The 14,789-nt window shown below is 62.3% G+C and carries 16 protein-coding genes; 10 read left to right on the top strand and 6 right to left on the bottom strand.

Annotated features, from left to right (window positions below; translation table 11 throughout):
* Positions 1-41: 41 nt before the first annotated feature.
* On the top strand, positions 42-2,393 hold the full coding sequence (locus L6D80_RS00260) for an FdhF/YdeP family oxidoreductase (protein WP_176513300.1): 2,352 nt from the start codon (positions 42-44) through the stop codon (positions 2,391-2,393).
* 20 nt (positions 2,394-2,413) lie between these two features.
* Here L6D80_RS00260 and L6D80_RS00265 read toward each other — a convergent pair whose 3' ends face one another.
* On the bottom strand, positions 2,414-2,875 hold the full coding sequence (locus tag L6D80_RS00265; protein WP_176513302.1) for an Lrp/AsnC family transcriptional regulator: 462 nt from the start codon (positions 2,873-2,875) through the stop codon (positions 2,414-2,416).
* Between the two features lie 120 nt (positions 2,876-2,995).
* Between L6D80_RS00265 and L6D80_RS00270 the strand changes: the two genes are divergently transcribed.
* Positions 2,996-4,180 carry a trans-sulfuration enzyme family protein gene (locus L6D80_RS00270; RefSeq protein WP_176513381.1) on the top strand — a complete coding sequence of 395 codons (1,185 nt, stop codon included), beginning with the start codon at positions 2,996-2,998 and terminating at the stop codon, positions 4,178-4,180.
* Between the two features lie 121 nt (positions 4,181-4,301).
* On the opposite strand, the gene L6D80_RS00275 is transcribed toward L6D80_RS00270, so the two are convergent.
* The gene (locus L6D80_RS00275) at positions 4,302-4,538 is read right to left on the bottom strand and encodes an HP1242/YdcH family protein (RefSeq protein ID WP_054902020.1); all 237 of its coding nucleotides are present in this window, start codon (positions 4,536-4,538) and stop codon (positions 4,302-4,304) included.
* Positions 4,539-4,654: 116 nt separating this feature from the next.
* Between L6D80_RS00275 and L6D80_RS00280 the strand changes: the two genes are divergently transcribed.
* The 5 genes from L6D80_RS00280 (at position 4,655) to L6D80_RS00300 (ending at position 9,358) form a co-directional block, all read left to right on the top strand.
* Complete coding sequence (locus L6D80_RS00280; RefSeq protein ID WP_054902019.1) at positions 4,655-5,020, top strand: 5-carboxymethyl-2-hydroxymuconate Delta-isomerase; 366 nt, start codon at positions 4,655-4,657, stop codon at positions 5,018-5,020.
* A 165-nt stretch (positions 5,021-5,185) separates the two neighbouring features.
* Positions 5,186-6,823 (top strand): phosphoethanolamine transferase, encoded by a 1,638-nt coding sequence (locus L6D80_RS00285; protein WP_176513304.1) that lies wholly within the window; start codon positions 5,186-5,188, stop codon positions 6,821-6,823.
* 101 nt (positions 6,824-6,924) lie between these two features.
* Complete coding sequence (rnd, locus tag L6D80_RS00290) at positions 6,925-8,058, top strand: ribonuclease D (RefSeq protein WP_176513306.1); 1,134 nt, start codon at positions 6,925-6,927, stop codon at positions 8,056-8,058.
* Positions 8,055-8,348, top strand: coding sequence for a YcgL domain-containing protein (locus tag L6D80_RS00295; protein WP_054902017.1), 294 nt, complete (start codon positions 8,055-8,057; stop codon positions 8,346-8,348). The genes rnd and L6D80_RS00295 overlap by 4 nt, the downstream gene beginning before the upstream one ends.
* 77 nt (positions 8,349-8,425) lie before the next feature.
* On the top strand, positions 8,426-9,358 hold the full coding sequence (locus L6D80_RS00300; RefSeq protein ID WP_054902055.1) for a D-2-hydroxyacid dehydrogenase: 933 nt from the start codon (positions 8,426-8,428) through the stop codon (positions 9,356-9,358).
* Between the two features lie 64 nt (positions 9,359-9,422).
* Here the strand turns inward: L6D80_RS00300 and L6D80_RS00305 are convergent, their stop codons facing one another.
* On the bottom strand, positions 9,423-10,016 hold the full coding sequence (locus L6D80_RS00305; RefSeq protein WP_176513309.1) for a nitroreductase family protein: 594 nt from the start codon (positions 10,014-10,016) through the stop codon (positions 9,423-9,425).
* 214 nt (positions 10,017-10,230) lie between these two features.
* Between L6D80_RS00305 and L6D80_RS00310 the strand changes: the two genes are divergently transcribed.
* Both L6D80_RS00310 and L6D80_RS00315 read left to right on the top strand, forming a co-directional pair.
* Positions 10,231-10,680 carry a YcgN family cysteine cluster protein gene (locus L6D80_RS00310; RefSeq protein WP_054902015.1) on the top strand — a complete coding sequence of 150 codons (450 nt, stop codon included), beginning with the start codon at positions 10,231-10,233 and terminating at the stop codon, positions 10,678-10,680.
* Positions 10,681-10,720: 40 nt separating this feature from the next.
* Positions 10,721-11,929 (top strand): hypothetical protein, encoded by a 1,209-nt coding sequence (locus L6D80_RS00315; RefSeq protein WP_176513311.1) that lies wholly within the window; start codon positions 10,721-10,723, stop codon positions 11,927-11,929.
* Positions 11,930-11,992: 63 nt separating this feature from the next.
* On the opposite strand, the gene L6D80_RS00320 is transcribed toward L6D80_RS00315, so the two are convergent.
* From L6D80_RS00320 to L6D80_RS00330, 3 genes are all read right to left on the bottom strand, one after another.
* The gene (locus L6D80_RS00320) at positions 11,993-12,334 is read right to left on the bottom strand and encodes a YgaP-like transmembrane domain (protein ID WP_176513313.1); all 342 of its coding nucleotides are present in this window, start codon (positions 12,332-12,334) and stop codon (positions 11,993-11,995) included.
* A 104-nt stretch (positions 12,335-12,438) separates the two neighbouring features.
* Positions 12,439-12,909 (bottom strand): RNA methyltransferase, encoded by a 471-nt coding sequence (locus L6D80_RS00325; protein WP_033699757.1) that lies wholly within the window; start codon positions 12,907-12,909, stop codon positions 12,439-12,441.
* Positions 12,910-13,099: 190 nt separating this feature from the next.
* Entirely contained in the window at positions 13,100-14,023 is a 924-nt protein-coding gene (locus L6D80_RS00330; protein ID WP_176513315.1) for a LysR family transcriptional regulator, read from the bottom strand.
* Positions 14,024-14,140: 117 nt separating this feature from the next.
* Between L6D80_RS00330 and acuR the strand changes: the two genes are divergently transcribed.
* On the top strand, positions 14,141-14,773 hold the full coding sequence (gene acuR, locus L6D80_RS00335; RefSeq protein WP_054902011.1) for an acrylate utilization transcriptional regulator AcuR: 633 nt from the start codon (positions 14,141-14,143) through the stop codon (positions 14,771-14,773).
* Positions 14,774-14,789: the final 16 nt, after the last annotated feature.

Consider the following 14,789-nt stretch of genomic DNA (forward strand, 5'->3'; position numbering starts at 1 on the left):
GCTCCGCTGCACCTTTTCAATGCCGCGTGAGGATCGACCCCATGAGCCAGGACGAACACATCAGGGACTACAAAGGCCCCGCCGCCGGCTGGGGCGCGCTCAAGAGCGTGACCAAGAGCTGGTTGGGCAGCGACAACGCCTTCAAGAACCTGCGCGCCATGCTCAAGACCAACCAGAACGGCGGCTTCGACTGCCCTGGCTGCGCCTGGGGCGAATCGCCGGAAAGCGACATGGTCAAGTTCTGCGAGAACGGCGCCAAGGCGGTCAACTGGGAGGCCACGGGCCGTTCGGTCGACCCGGCATTCTTTGCCAAGTACAGCGTCAGCGCCCTGGCTGAGCAGACCGACTACTGGCTTGAGTACCAAGGCCGCCTTACCCACCCGATGCGTTACGACGCGGCCACGGACCATTATGTGCAAACCTCCTGGGAAGAGGCTTTTGCCCTGGTCGCCAAGCACCTGCGGGCGCTCGATTCAGCCGATCAGGCCGAGTTCTACACCTCCGGCCGTGCCAGCAACGAGGCGGCGTTCCTCTACCAGCTGTTCGTGCGTGCTTACGGCACCAACAATTTCCCCGATTGCTCGAACATGTGTCACGAGGCCAGCGGTGTGGGCATGTCGCAAACCTTGGGGGTGGGCAAGGGCACTGTGGTGTTCCACGACCTGGAACTGGCCGACGCAATCTTCGTGATCGGCCAGAACCCTGGAACCAACCACCCGCGCATGCTCGAACCGCTGCGTGAGGCGGTCAAGCGCGGCGCCCAGGTGGTGTGCTTCAACCCGCTCAAGGAGCGCGGCCTGGAGCGCTTCCAGCATCCGCAGCACCCGTTCGAGATGCTCAGCAACGGCTCCGAGCCGACCAACACCGCTTACTTTCGCCCGGCCCTGGGCGGCGACATGGCGGCCATGCGCGGTATTGCCAAGTACCTGTTGCAATGGGAACGCGAAGCCCAGGCCAAGGGTGAGCCTGCGGTGTTCGACCACGCCTTCATCCAGGCGCACACCAGCGGCGTCGATGACTACCTGGCGGCGGTGGATGCCACTTCGTGGGAGCACATCGTCGAGCAGTCTGGCTTGAACCTGGCCGAGATCGAACTGGCTGCGCGTATGTACCGCAAGGCCGAACGGGTGATCATGTGCTGGGCCATGGGGGTGACCCAGCACCGCCACTCGGTGCCGACCGTGCAGGAAATCGTCAACCTGCAGCTGCTGCGCGGCAACGTCGGCAAGCCCGGTGCTGGCCTGTCGCCGGTGCGTGGCCACAGTAACGTGCAGGGCGACCGCACCATGGGCATCGACGAGAAGCCCAAGGCGGCGTTGCTCGATGCGCTGGAAAAACGCTTCCACTTCCGCGTGCCCCGCGCCCACGGGCATAACGCCGTGCTGGCGATCAAGGCCATGGAGGAGGGGCGGGCCAAAGTGTTCATCGCGCTTGGCGGCAACTTCGCCCAGGCCACGCCAGACACCCCGCGCACCCATGCGGCCCTGCGCAACTGCGCGCTGACCGTGCAGATTTCCACCAAGCTCAACCGCTCGCACCTGGTCACCGGCGGCGATGCGCTGATTCTGCCGTGCCTGGGGCGTACCGAGATTGACCTTCAGGCCAACGGCCCCCAGGGTGTGACGGTGGAAGACACCTTCAGCATGGTGCATATCTCCCATGGCCAACTGCGCCCGCGTTCGCCGCACCTGCGTTCGGAGCCCTGGATCATTGCCGGTATGGCCAAGGCCACCCTGGGCAATCAGCCAATCGACTGGGAATATGCCGTTGCTGACTACAGCCGCATACGCGCCATGATCGCCGACGTCATTCCCGGCTTTGCCGACTTCAACGAGCGCCTGCAGCACCCGGGTGGCTTCCACCTGGGCAACAGCGCGGCCGAGCGCAACTGGCGCACCACCACAGGCAAGGCACGCTTCAGTCCCAGCCCGTTGCCTGAGCACCTGGTCAACGCCCAGGTACTGGCCCGCGGCGACAAACCGGACCTGATCCTGCAGACGATGCGTTCGCACGACCAGTACAACACCACGCTGTACGGGCTCGACGATCGCTATCGCGGGGTGTTTGGCCTGCGTGAAGTGGTATTCGTCAGCGAGGCGGACATCCGTCGCCTGGGCTTCGAGCCGGGCGAGCAGGTGGACCTGGTGTCGCTGTGGGAGGATGGCGTGGAGCGACGCGTGTCGGGGTTCCGCCTGGTGCCCTATGACATTCCAGACGGGCAGGCGGCCGCCTACTATCCGGAAACCAACCCGCTGGTGCCGCTGGAAAGCTATGGCGAAGGGACCTACACGCCAACGTCCAAGTTCGTTGCCATTCGCCTGGAGTTCGTTGCCATTCGCCTGGAGAAGGCCAAGGCCGGTAACCGGATCGAGGCGGTGTTGGCAGCGGATTGACCGGTGCCCACCACCGCCGATCAGATTCTGTGCACCGGGTACGCCGTGGTGTACTTCATCTGCTCCATGGCAAAGCTCGAGGTGATGTTGGAAAGCCCGTCGGTGCGGGTGATCAGCTTCTTGTAGAAGCGGTCGTAGGCTGCAATGTCACCCACCACCACCCGCAGCATGTAGTCCCAGTCGCCAGACATGCGATAGAACTCCATCACCTCCTCGAAGCCCTTGACTGTCGTGGCAAACTGCTCCAGCCAGGCGCTGTCGTGGCGCTGGGTCTTGAGCTGGACGAACACGGTCAGCCCAAGGCCCAGGCGTTCGGGGTCGAGCAGGGCGACGCGGCCGACGATGTAGCCGTCCTCCTCCAGGCGCTTGACCCGTTTCCAGCAGGGTGTAGTGGACAGGTTGACGGCTTCGGCCAGGTCCTTGAGCGAGATCGAGGCATCGCGCTGGAGCAGGGTGAGGATATGCTGGTCGAACGTGTCCATGACGAAGGCGCCGCGCAGAAAAATGTCCCACAGCCTACCCCAGGAGTAGAAAAATTTCCTGCAGCGGCCGGCACTATCACGGCCTGTGAGTGTGCGATAGTTGTGCACTTCCCTCTTTCACTGGGCCAGACCATGTCCGACAAGCCGCGCAATTTCGCCACCCGTACCATTCATGCTGGTCAGCAGTTCAGCGTGGCCGACAATGCGATCTTCCCGCCGATCTACACCGCCAGCTCGTATACCAAGCGCAGCCTCGACGACAACCCCGAATACGCCTACAGCCGCGTCGGCAACCCCACCCGGCATGCCTACGAAACCTGTGTCGCCGCCCTGGAGGAAGGCGTTGGCGCGGTGGCCTGTGCCTCGGGTGTCAACGCCACCGCCACGGTGCTGGAGTTGCTGCCCAAGGATGCCCACGTGGTGGTGATGAACGGTGTCTACGGTGGCACTTTCCGCATTCTTGAAGACTACCGCGGGCGCACTTCGGGGCTGACCACGACCTACGTCGACCTCAATGATCTGGCGGCAGTGGCGGCGGCCATCAGGCCGGAAACCCAACTGATCTGGATCGAGTCACCGACCAACCCGTTGCTGCACCTGGTCGACATCAAGGCCGTCTGCGACCTGGCCCGGTCGCGCGGCATTCTCACCTGCATCGACAACACCTTCTGCTCACCCTGGAACCAGCGCCCGATCACCCTGGGCGTGGACCTGGTAATGCACTCGGCCAGCAAATACATCGGCGGCCACTCCGACCTCACCGGCGGCGTGGTGGTGGCCGCCAACGAGGCATTGCTGGCGCGTTTGCGCAAGATCAGCATGGCAGTGGGCGCAATCCAGGGCCCCTTCGACTGCTACCTGGCCTTGCGTGGCCTGAAGACCCTGGATGTACGCATGGAGCGCCAGTGCGCGAATGCGCTGCAGGTGGCGCGCTTTCTTGAAAGCCACCCACAGATCGAGCAGGTGTACTACCCCGGGCTGGAAAGCCACCCGCAGCATGACCTGTGCCAGCGCCAGATGCGCGCCGGCGGGGCCGTGGTGGCGATGAAGGTCAAGGGCGGCGACCGGGCGGCGCTCAATCGCTTGATCGAGGCCCTGCAGATCTTTGTCCTGGCTGATTCGTTGGGCGGCGTGGAGAGCATGATCAACCACTCCTGGAGCATGTCGCACAATTCGCTGAGCCCTGAGCAGAAGGGGGTGATGGGGATCAGTGAGGGCTTGCTGCGGCTGTCGATCGGGATCGAGGACTACCGTGACTTGATCGAGGACCTGGACGGGGCGTTGCAGGCTTCGGCGGCCGTGTAAAGGCGGTGGCCGCTTTGCGGGTCAACCCGTTCCTGCAGCGAGTGTGCTGCTTTGGCATGCACCGCAGCACCTGTGGGAGCGGGTTGCCCGCGAAGCGGACGATCGAGTCAGCAGAAACCCATCAGGATTTCGGCGGATGAATGATCCGTTCGATCTTGTCCTTGATCAGCAACCTCTCCTTGCGTAGGCGGTTGACGGTATCGTCGTTGGTACCATTGCCTTCGGCGGCGACCACCTCCTTGTCCTTGGCGTTGTATTCCTTGTGCAGCTTGTGAAGGTCCTGGTCCTTGTCTATCAGTGCCTGGAATGCATCAGCGGTAACGTGCAGGTCAGCGAGCAGATCGTGCGGAACTGGCATTTCTTCACCTCTGTCAGGGTTGTCGTTAAGGTCCTGACCTTTGAGGATAGCCGCCTTTGCGCGGCTGGGGGACTGGGGTAGGCTGTCGCATCTCCTCACCGCCTGGAACCCGCGCCATGCCGCACCTGAACCTGGAATACAGCGACAACCTGAAAACGCTCAATGTCGATGTGCTGCTGCTACGCCTGAACCACGCGCTGGTCGGCAGCGGCCAGTTTGCCGATGAGGCGGATATCAAAAGCCGTGCCCAGGCCTTCTCGCACTACCGCGTTGGCACCGCGCCCGGTGAGCGCGCGTTCGCCCATGTGCGCCTGGCTATCCTGAGCGGTCGCTCACCGGAGGTGAAAAAGCAGCTGTCCGCCAGCTTGCTGGAGGTGCTGCGCGAAGCCGCACCGGAGCAGGACGGCGTGGACATCCAGTTGTGTGTCGAAATACTCGATATGGACCGTGAGCCGTACGCCAAGCTTCGCCTGCCAGGCTGAATGGCGCCTGAATGAACTTCATTTAATGGATAAAAGACGCCGCTTCACGAATTTGTTGGCGTCTTTTTCACAAAAAATTGATGGTGTCCTTTCTAGAGTTCGGCCAACTTTCCCACGGTGCCTTCTGGCCGGGGGGTTGATAACCACTCTTGATTGCGAATGCCGATGCTCAACGTCAAATACCTGCGGACTGAATGGGTCACGCTGCTGGCCAGCCTGTACCTGCTGATTGGCTTCAATCTCTTTCTCTGGGAGCACCTGCAGCAGGTGGTACCCGCCGGTCTCTCTGGGCTCTGGCTGAGCCTGGCGTTTGCCGCGCTGATGTTTTTCGCGTTCAACATGGTATTGACCCTGTTTGCTTTCCGCTATGTTTTAAAACCCCTGCTGATCGTGTTGTTCATGAGTGGCGCAGGTGTCGCTTATTTCATGAACCAGTACGGTGTACTTATTGACGCCGGCATGTTCCGCAATATCGCCGAGACCAATGTCGCGGAAGTGCGCGACCTGCTGTCGCTGAAGTTTGCCGCTTATATACTGCTGCTCGGCGTATTGCCTTCAGTCGTGTTGTACAAGGCCCCGATCGCCTACCGTGTCTGGCACCGCGAACTGCTGGGCAAGCTGGTGGTCAGCGGTGCCTGTGTGGTGGCGCTGGGGTCGGTGGCTCTGATCAACTACCAGGGGCTGTCATCGCTGTTTCGCAATCACCACGAACTGCGCCTGATGCTGACGCCCAGCAATATCGTCGGTGCGTCCATCGGTTATGTCAGTGAGCGTGTCGGTACCGCGGCCAGGCCGTTTCAGAGTTATGGCACCGATGCGCGCCGTGATGCCGCCTGGCAGCACCATGAGCGCAAATCGTTGACCGTGCTGGTGGTCGGTGAAAGTGCGCGGGCAGACCATTTCAGCGTGCTCGGCTATGACCGTGAAACCACGCCCAAGCTTGCCAAAGAACAAGGGCTGCTGGCATTCGCCGATGTGCGTTCCTGCGGGACTGAAACGGCGGTATCGGTGCCGTGCATGTTCTCGGGCATGACGCGCAAGGAATACGATGCCCGGGTGGCGAAGAACCGTGAAGGGCTGTTGGACATCCTCCAGCGCGCGGGCCTGGCCGTGCAGTGGCGCGATAACCAGTCAGGGTGCAAGGGCACCTGTGACCGCGTGCAGTTCATCGATGTCAGCAACCTCAAGGACCCTACCTTGTGCGCGGGTGGCGAATGCCATGACCAGATTCTGCTGCAGGGCCTGGGTGAACTGATCGACAACCTCGACAAGGACACCGTGCTGGTCCTGCACCAGATGGGCAGCCATGGCCCCGAGTACTTCAAGCGCTACCCCGAGGGCGGCGACCGGTTTACCCCGGTGTGCCACAGCAACGCGCTGAACCAGTGCAGCAAAGAGGAAATCATCAACGGCTATGACAACACCCTGGCCTACACTGACAACGTGCTGGCGTCGTTGATCGACACCCTGCGCAGCAAGCAGGACAAGGTCGACACGGCGATGATCTACCTGTCCGACCATGGTGAATCGCTGGGTGAATACAACCTGTTCCTGCACGGTACCCCCTATGCGATCGCACCAGACCAGCAAAAACACATACCGCTGCTGACCTGGTTCTCGGACAGCTACAAAGAGGACTTCGGCCTGGACACCGACTGCCTGGCCAAACTCAGCGATGCACCGCTGTCGCAAGACAACCTGTTCCACTCGATGCTCGGCCTGCTGCAGGTGCGCACCGAGGTCTACCAGCAGTCGCTGGACATGTTCGCCAGCTGCCGGCCGTGGCTGGCGGCCAAGCGCTGATCCTGCGGCACATGCCGTTCATCAATTGCAAGGATGGCGCAGGTTTCACCCGCAGTGCCCGCGCCGTATATACTGCGCGCCAATGTTAGTGGGAGAGCCTCGTGGCCATCGAAATACACTGGATCCGTGACGACCAGACCCTGGCCGAACACTGCCAAAGCTGGCACGAACTGCCCTTCGTAGCGCTCGACACCGAATTCATGCGGGTCGATACCTTTTACCCGAAAGCCGGCCTGATCCAGGTCGGCGACGGCCAGCGGGCCTACCTGATCGACCCGCTGCTGATCGGCAACTGGCAGCCGCTGGGCGAGCTGCTGGAAAACCCGGCCGTGGTCAAGGTGCTGCATGCCTGTAGCGAAGACCTGGAGGTGCTGCTGCGCCTGACGGGTAAGCTGCCGCAGCCGCTGTTCGATACGCAACTGGCCGGTGGCTACCTGAACCTGGGCTTCTCCATGGGCTATTCACGCCTGGTGCAGGAGGTGCTGGGCATCGAGTTGCCCAAAGGCGAGACCCGCTCCGACTGGTTGCAGCGCCCGCTGTCGGAAACCCAGATCAGCTACGCCGCCGAAGATGCCGTGCACTTGGCCGAACTGTTCTCGGCCCTGCGCCCCCGCCTGTCCGATGACAAGTACGCCTGGGTGCTGGAAGACGGTGCCGAACTGGTTGCTGCCTTGCGCCGTGAGGTCGACCCCCAGGCCCTGTACCGCGACGTCAAGCTGGCCTGGAAGCTGGGCCGCCAGCAACTGGCCGTGCTGCGCGAGCTGTGCGCCTGGCGCGAGTGCGAAGCGCGCAGCCGTGACGTGCCGCGCAACCGCATCCTCAAGGAGCACTCGCTGTGGCCCATGGCCAAGACCCAGCCCGACAACCTGTCGGCGCTGGCCAAGGTCGAAGAAATGCACCCGCGTACCATCCGCCAGGACGGCGCGCTCCTGATCGAGCTGATCAAGCGTGCAGCCAGCCTGCCGCCTGAGCAATGGCCGGCGACCCTGCCCGAGCCTCTGCCAATCGAAGCCGCCGGCATCCTCAAGCGCCTGCGCGCCATCGGCCAGGCCGAAGGCGAGCGCCTGGGCATCGCCCCCGAGCTGATGCTGCGCAAGAAAACCCTGGAAGCCCTGCTCAAGAGCGGCTACCCCAATGGCCCCTATCAACTGCCTGATTCGCTGCGCGGCTGGCGCCGTGAGCGGATGGGCCAGGCCCTGCTGGACGACCTGGCGGGCGCCGGAGAAACCCGATGAAACGTATTTGCTCGATCTACAAGAGCCCCCGCAAGAACGAAATGTACCTCTACGTGCTCAAGGCCGAGGGCCTGGAGCGCGTGCCCGAGGCCCTGCTGCCATTCTTCGGTACGCCTGTGCATGCCTTCGACCTGGTGCTGACCCCCGAGCGCAAGCTGGCCCGCGAAGACATCGTCAAGGTGCTGGAGAACCTCGAAAACCAGGGCTACCACTTGCAGATGCCGCCGGCTGAAGAAGAGTACATCGAGCACCTGCCCGAAGAGCTGCTGCGCCGCAACGACCCGGTCTGACCCCGGACCGCTCCCTCACCTACCCAGGAGGCCCGCGCGCCGGGCCTCCTTCGTTGTTTGCCAAGGTTGTCACTTTGATGCGCGTTCTGATCGCTGAGCAGGATCATGCCACCTATGCCCGTCTGCTGCGTGAAGCAGCGCCTGAACTGGAAGTCCTGACCAGCGGCGACTCTGCCGAACTGGCCTCCCAGGCCCCCCGATGCGAAGTGTGGCTGGGCCAGCCAGACCTGCTGGCAAGCTTGCTGCGCCAAGGCCACAAGCCCGAATGGGTGCAATCTACCTGGGCCGGCATCACGCCGCTGTTGGCCGAGGGGTTACCTCGTGATTACCGCCTGACCCGTGCGGTCGGCATTTTTGGCCAGGTGATGGCCGAGTACATGCTCACCTACATGCTCGGCCACGAGCGTGAAGTACTGTCGCGCCTGGTGAGCCAGGTGGAACGCCGCTGGGACGATCGACCCGGGCGTTCGCTTGAAGGGCGCAAGGTGCTGATCGTGGGCACCGGTGATATCGGCCAACGCGTGGCCGAATTCCTCGTGCCGTTTGGCGTGACTGTGTACGGCGTGGCCAGCAGTGCGCGTGAGCAAGCGCCGTTCGTCGAAGTTGCAGGGCTGGCAGAGCTGCCGCGCCTGGTCGCGCAGGTGGACTACGTAATTAACCTGCTGCCGGATACGCCGGCAACCCATGATTTATATGATGCGGCACTGTTCAAGTGCTTCCGGCCCAGCGCCCTGTTCATCAATGCAGGGCGCGGTGTTGCGGTGGTCGATGCCGACCTGGTCGAGGCGTTGAAGGAGGGGCACCTGGCGGGCGCGGTGATCGATGTGTGCAGGCAGGAACCGTTGCCGCAGCGGCATCCGTTCTGGACGGCATGGGGGCTGCTGTTGACTGGGCACAGTTCGGCGCCCACCTCGCCGGCGGCGATGGTGCGGTTGTTTGTCGAGAATACAGGGGCGTATGCGGCGGGGCAGGGGCTGCGCGGGGAAGTGGACTTTGCCCGGGGGTACTAGCCGCAAGCTGCAAGCCGCAGGCTGAACGCGGCTCCTGCCACCCAGCTTGCAGCTTGCATCTGTTTCAGAGGCTGAAATCACCCTCAGCCGCCAGTTCACTCAGTGGCCGGCGCGGGCTTGGCACTTCGCGGGCCTGCAGGGCTTCGGCCAGGCTGGCCTTGTCACCCAGTTTGCCGATCGCGATCATGGCATGCAGCTCGTAACCCTCGGGGACCTTGAGCTCGGTGCGCGCCAGCGCTTTGTCGAACCCAGCCATGCCATGGGTGTGCCAGCCGCTGATGCTGGCCTGCAAGGCCAGATGGCCCCAGGCGGAACCGGTGTCGAAGGTGTGCCACAACGCCGGGGTCTCTTCACTGGCACCAGGGGCGGTGAACGTGGTCTTGGAAATGATCAGCACCAGGGCCGACGCCTGCTGTGCCCAGCTGCGGTTGAACGGCACCAGCAGGTTCAGGTAACGCTCCCAGTTTGGCGTATCGCGGCGAGCGTAGAGAAACCGCCACGGCTGCGAGTTGTAAGCCGACGGCGCCCAGCGCGCAGCTTCAAGGAAGCTCAGCAGGGTTTCTTCGCTGATTGGCTCGGCGGTGAACGCCCGGGGCGACCAGCGATTGATGAACTGTTCGTTGATGGCGTAATCGGCGATGCGAGGGGTGGCGCTCATGACTGCTCCTGCAACTGGAGGGGAAAGATCGCACGCTACTGCGTCCAGTCGGCACTGACAAGCGGTCTGGCATTGCCGAAGGCCAGGCTCTAGACTGGCGCCGCCATGGCGCCCAGCGACAAGATGCACGCTGCAAGCCACAAGAAAAGCCGTACCCGCCGCTGTTGCTTGCAGTTCGAAGTCTGCAGCGGGTTCAATGCAGGAAACCCGTGTGATGATCGCTGAAAGCGCGCCGTTCTGGCGGCGCAAGACCCTCGAACAACTCGACCCGCAAGAATGGGAGTCGCTGTGTGACGGCTGTGGCCTGTGCTGTCTGCAAAAGCTCGAGGACGAGGACGACAACAGCGTCTACTACACGCGTATCGCCTGCAAACTGCTGGACCTGAACACCTGCCAGTGCAGTGATTACCCCAATCGCTTCGCCCAGGTGCCCGACTGCATCCAGCTCACCCCCGGCAAGGCCGATCAGTTCAAGTGGCTGCCGAGCACCTGTGGTTACCGTCTGGTCAGCGAAGGCAAGGACCTGCCTGCCTGGCATCATCTGGTGTGTGGCGACCGCAAGCAGGTCCATGAACAGCGTATTTCCCAGTCGGGGCGTATGTTCAGTGAGCATGATGTTGATGAAGACGACTGGGAAGACCATCTGATTTTTCGCGCCAGCTGAGCGGCGCGGCCCGTCGTCTCTGGGAACAAGGAGTTTCTGAATGCGTTGCCAGCTGTTGCTGTTTATGGGCCTGTTGGCCTGTTCCCCGGCCTGGGCGAAGAAAGTCGACCTTGATTACCAGGTGCGCCTGCTGCCTGCCAGCGGGCAGGCCGAAGTGCGCCTGACCCTGGCCGAAGGCAGCGCCGTACGTAGCCTGGATTTTGACCTGGGCACGGCGGGGGCATACAGCGGTTTTCAGGCGGATGGCCAGTGGCAAGAGCAGGGTGAGCGTGGTGTGTGGCACCCGGCTGCCGGCAAGACCAGCCTCAGCTATCGGGTCAAGCTCGACCAGAAGCTGCGCAGCGGCGCCTATTCCTCGCGCATCACACCCCACTGGGCATTGTTCCTGGGCGACCAGTTGGTCCCGCCCGCACGCCTCGACCAGCAGGACGGCACCGAACTGGTGGCACGCTTGTCGGTTGACCTGCCAGACGGCTGGAACAGCATCGAAACCGCCTGGCCGCGGATCGGCAAGGACAAGTTCCGTATCGACAATGTCTCGCGCCTGTTCGACCGCCCTACCGGCTGGATGCTCGCCGGCGACCTCGGGAGCCGGCGCGCTCGCTTGGGTGAGACGGATGTGACCGTGGCCGCACCCGTTGGGCAGGGCATGCGGCGGATGGACAACCTGACCTTGCTGACCTTCGTCTGGCCGCAACTGCAGGCTGTGTTCCCGCGTAACCCGCCCAAGTTGCTGCTGGTCGGCGCCCGCGATGGCATGTGGCGCGGGGCGATGGCGGCACGGGGCTCGCTATACCTGCACAGCTCACGCGCCATGGTCGGCGAGAGCGGCAGCAGCCCATTGCTGCGCGAGCTGGTGCAGTTGTTTGCGCAGATCCACGTGGGTGCTGACAGCGACTGGCTTGGCCAAAGCATTACCGATTACTACGCCAACGAACTGCTGCGCCGGGCGGGGGGCGTCAGCGAGGACCGCTACCAGGTGTGGCAGGCGCGTTTGCAGAAGCAGGGCGCGAAGGTGACCCAGCTCAAGGGTGACCGTGCCAGCCCGGCCCAGGTGGCCCGGGGTGTGCTGCTGTTGCAGGCGCTGGACAAGGAGATCCGTATCCATACCCAGGCCAAGCGGTCACTGGACGATGTGACCCAGGCTCTGATGCGTTTGCCCAAGGTCAGTACCGAGGAGTTCGTACAGATCAGCGAGCATGTGCTGGGACGGCGCTCTGAAGTGTTGCAGAGCAAAGCGTTGAAGTAATGCGTGTGGCAGTTGCAGCGGCCTCGTTACGGCTTCACCCGCGAGGAGGCCGCTGCAACCCCCTCAACTGTCTGCCAACGGGTCCTTCCCGGTCACCGTGACCCCCTGCGTCGCCGCTTTGGCACTGCGCTTGAGTGCTTCAAGGTCTGCCGCGCTGCGCTCGATATCCAGGCGCAGGCGGTTGTATTCCTGCCGGTGCCGCTGCCACCAGGTCTTGGCCGCACAATGCCCCTTGACCCCGCGGGCGACCGCCAGGCCGCCAATGGCCATCTGCACCAGCCCGACCAGCCCCCCGCGGCGCAAGCCCTTGGTGAACATCAGTGCGCCACCGGCCAGCGAGCCGACGCGCTCCAGGCCTTGGACATTGTGCTGCGCAGACGCCGAAGCGGAATGAATATCGAGCATGGCAAGCCCTCCATGTGAAGTGTAAGCAGGTGACCGCTTACCGGCCGCAGCCGTTCAGTCGACTTGCCCAGCGGCGCCGCTGTTCCACCCTCAGCGCCAACGTGTCACTTGAACTTCGGCCCCGAGCGGGTATTGAGCCCCTTGGCCAGCCGGTCATACAGCACCACGTTCACCGTGGCCGCCAGGTTCATGCAGCCCTCGGTCGGGATGTAGATGGTTTCTTCACACCACGCGCGTACGCTGGCATCGAGGCTACCGTCTTCCGGGCCGAAGATGTAGATGGCGCGGTCGGGGTGGGTGTATTCAGGCAAGGGTCGAGCGCCTTCGACCAGTTCCACGGCAACCGGCGTACAACCCAGGGGGATGATGCGTTGCAGGTCGTCGATGCCGATCAGCGGAATGTCGTAGTGCACACGCTTGGTGTCGGTGACGAAATCGCGGGCGCGTTCATAGCGCTTGCCGGTGTAGAACACCGAGTTGACGCCGTAGCAACCCGCTGCGCGCATTACCGAACCAACGTTCTCTGCAGACTTGGGGTTGAACAGGCCGATGCAGCTGTACCGTTTGTTTGCCACGTGCCGGGGCCCTTCGCAAAAAGCGCGATTATACGGGCTGGCCGACAGCAGCGGGGCGTGTATCGACGGTCAGTCTTGAGCATGCCGGCCAGGGCGGCGAACGGGTTATGGCCAGAGAGCCTGCCGGCACCGCTCAGGTTCAGGGCGCTTAGCTTCAAGGCAATGAGCGAACCGGGGGTATTTTTCTGCGCTAGCGCGAAGCCCACGCTTCACGGTATTGAACCAGGAAATCGACAAAAGCGCGCACCCTCTGCGGGACATGACGCCCGTGGGGGTAGAGCAAGGTGTACGGCCTCGATCGCCCACTGAACGGCTTTAATACTTCGACGAGTCGCCCATCAGCCAGCTCCTGTTCCACGATGAACTTGTAGGTTTGGAATACGCCGGCACCACACTTCGCAAGGGTGACCCCGCCCAACACATCATCGGAACAGCAATAGCTTCCAGCGGTGAACACTTCACGCTCTCGTCCGTTTTCTTGGAACAACCACGAGATACGCCTACCGCTACTGGGAAGTTCAAATTGGATGCATTCATGCTGGTCCAGGTCTTCCAGTGCCTGCGGTGCCCCGAACTTCTCCAGGTAGGCCGCAGAGGCTACGACAACCAGCTTTGCATCTTCCAGCAACCGGGCAGTCATCGTGGAATCAGGCTGAGCCCGTACTCGAATCGCCAGGTCGTATCCCTCTGCAACGAAGTCGATATTTCGATTGCCCAAGTGGATATCAATGGTCACATCAGGGTACAGGTCGCGAAATTTAGGCAGCAACGGCAGGATTCGGTGGTGCCCATACGTGGTGGGCAGACTGATGCGAAGACGCCCTGAAGGCGTTGCTTGAGCGCCCATGACTGCTTGCTGGGCCTCCACCAATTGCGTAAGCGCCTGGCTGCACTGCTCGAAAAAATCCTTTCCCGCATCGGTCAATCGAATACTTCGGGTTGTCCTTGCGAACAGCCGAGCGCCCAGCCTTTTTTCCAAGCGAAGGATCGATCTACTCACCGCGGCCGGAGTAACGCCAGCGAGTTGAGCGGCGGCAGTAAAGCTGCCGGCTTCTGCAGACAGACAAAACAGCTCAATGCTTCCCAACTGCAAATCGTCAAAATGCCGCTTCATAGGGTTTGTACCGTGTAGGGGCTGATACAAGACTGGCCATCGGGCACTGCGCTGGACAGATACACCGACCTGACAAGGCAGCTTGACATTTAGACCGCTCGGTCCAATTATCCTTGGATGGACATTCCAGCGAAAGCCCCCAGGCGCGGGCGCCCTCCAAAAAACTCGCGTAGCGATCCCGATACTCGGCGTGCACTGATACGTTGTGGTGTGGAGTTGCTGACCGAGCAAGGATTCAACACTACCGGTATTGAACAGGTCCTCAAGCGGGTTTCAGTACCGAAAGGGTCCTTCTACCACTATTTCGACAGCAAGGATGCTTTCGGCCGTGAAGTTCTCGCTGAATACGGCAAGTTCTTTGAGCGCCGTCTGCGGCGGATCCTGCTCAACCCCAATCGGCCGCCGTTGGAGCGCATCCAGGATCTGCTCCAGGAGTCGCTTACCGGCATGGAAAAGTACACCTGGCGTCGAGGTTGTCTCGTGGGCAACCTGGGCCAGGAAGTGACTTTGCTGCCCGACGATTTTCGCGATCAGATAGAGAAGATTTTTCGAGTCTGGGAGGCGTTGCTCAGCCAATGCCTCCAAGAAGCGCAGGCCAACCAGTCGATACACCCGTCTGTTGAGTGTGAACAACTGGCAGCTTTCTTCTGGATTGGCTGGGAGGGCGCGATCATGCGCGCACGTCTCTGCGAAAGTGCTCACCCACTCACGATCTTCGTCAGGGGATTTCTCGCCGGCATTGCCCGGTGAGTTTTGTCGCTGACTA

Source organism: Pseudomonas ceruminis (genome assembly GCF_021602025.1).
Lineage (GTDB): Bacteria > Pseudomonadota > Gammaproteobacteria > Pseudomonadales > Pseudomonadaceae > Aquipseudomonas > Aquipseudomonas ceruminis.